The organism is Neisseria sp. P0021.S005 (assembly GCF_051956955.1).
Window position 1 is genome coordinate 1 of sequence record NZ_JBQCWY010000608.1, and the last position, 1,850, is coordinate 1,850.

Annotated in this window: 2 protein-coding genes; both read left to right on the top strand. The window is 56.8% G+C overall.

Annotated elements, in window-relative coordinates; all coding sequences use genetic code 11:
* On the top strand, window positions 1-1,075 hold a 1,075-nt coding region (locus tag ACTHUE_RS17445), incomplete at its 5' end, for a dihydroxy-acid dehydratase domain-containing protein (RefSeq protein ID WP_440424065.1).
* A gap of 90 nt (window positions 1,076-1,165) precedes the next feature.
* Window positions 1,166-1,804 carry a bifunctional 4-hydroxy-2-oxoglutarate aldolase/2-dehydro-3-deoxy-phosphogluconate aldolase gene (locus ACTHUE_RS17450; protein ID WP_070461363.1) on the top strand — a complete coding sequence of 213 codons (639 nt, stop codon included), beginning with the start codon at window positions 1,166-1,168 and terminating at the stop codon, window positions 1,802-1,804.
* Window positions 1,805-1,850: the final 46 nt, after the last annotated feature.

The following is a 1,850-nucleotide window of genomic DNA, read 5'->3' on the forward strand; positions in this document are numbered from 1 at the left end:
TCCTTATACCGACCTGCGCGAAGCCCTAACCCGCTACGCTGCCGGACACCTCGCACGCGGCATCAAAAACGGCACCATCAAACCATTGGGCGAAATGTTGACCGAAAAATCCTTCATCAACGCCCTGATCGGCCTGATGGCAACCGGCGGCTCGACCAACCACACCATGCACCTCGTTGCCATGGCACGTGCCGCAGGCGTGATTTTGAACTGGGACGACTTCGACGAAATTTCCTCCATCATCCCATTGCTGATCCGCGTGTACCCCAACGGCAAAGCCGACGTGAACCACTTTACCGCAGCAGGCGGCCTGCCTTTCGTTATCCGCGAATTGCTGGACGCAGGCTTATTGCACGACGATGTCGATACCGTCGTCGGACACGGTATGCGCCACTACACCAAAGAGCCTTTCCTCATCGACGGCAAACTCGAATGGCGCGAAGCCCCCGAAACCAGCGGCAACGATGACATCCTGCGCAAAGCCGACAATCCGTTCTCCCCAGACGGTGGTTTGCGCCTGATGAAAGGCAACATCGGTCGCGGCGTGATTAAAGTATCTGCCGTGCGCGAAGGTTGCCGCATCATTGAAGCGCCCGCCATCGTATTCAACGACCAACGCGAAGTGTTGGCTGCGTTTGAACGCGGCGAGTTGGAACGCGATTTCGTCTGCGTTGTCCGCTACCAAGGCCCGCGTGCCAACGGTATGCCCGAATTGCACAAACTGACCCCGCCTTTGGGCATCCTGCAAGACCGCGGTTTTAAAGTGGCGCTGCTGACTGACGGCCGTATGTCCGGTGCATCCGGCAAAGTGCCTGCATCCATCCACATGACGCCTGAAGCCCTGATGGGCGGCAATATCGCCAAAATCCGTACCGGCGACCTGATCCGCTTCGACTCCGTTACCGGCGAACTCAACGTCCTGATTAACGAAGCCGAATGGAATGCCCGCGAAGTCGAACGCATCGATTTGAGCGCTAACCAACAAGGTTGCGGCCGCGAACTTTTCGCCAACTTCCGCAGCATGACCAGTAGCGCAGAAACCGGTGCTATGAGCTTCGGCGGCGAATTTGCCTAAACCATTTTCAGACGGCCTTTTAAAACAATCAGGCCGTCTGAAACCATGTTAACAACCCTATTACGATACAGTCCCCAACGGAGACCTAAAATGTCCAAACTGACCCCTCGTGAAATTCTGACAGCCGGCGCAGTTGTGCCTGTGATGGCGATTGACGACTTGAGCACCGCCGTCGATTTGTCCCACGCCCTTGTCGAAGGCGGCATCCCCACCCTCGAAATCACCCTGCGCACCCCCGTCGGCCTCGACGCCATCCGCCTGATTGCCAAAGAAGTGCCTAACGCCATCGTCGGCGCGGGTACGGTAACCAATCCCGAACAGCTCAAAGCCGTCGAAGACGCAGGCGCAGTTTTCGCCATCAGCCCTGGTTTGCACGAATCCCTCGCCAAAGCCAGCCACAACAGCGGCATCCCCCTGATTCCCGGCGTTGCCACTCCGGGCGAAGTCCAACTGGCTTTGGAACACGGTATCGACACCCTCAAACTCTTCCCTGCCGAAGTCGTTGGCGGCAAAGCCATGCTCAAAGCACTCTATGGCCCTTATGCCGACGTTCGCTTCTGCCCGACCGGCGGCATCAGCCTGGTAACTGCACCCGAGTACTTAGCGCTGCCTAATGTCTTGTGCGTCGGCGGCTCATGGCTGACTCCGAAAGAAGCCATCAAAAACAAAGACTGGGATACCATCACCCGTCTGGCTCGCGAAGCTGCCGCTTTGAAACCAAAAGCCTAATCAGGTTATTAAGTTAAAAGAGAAAAGGCCGTCTGAATATGATTTC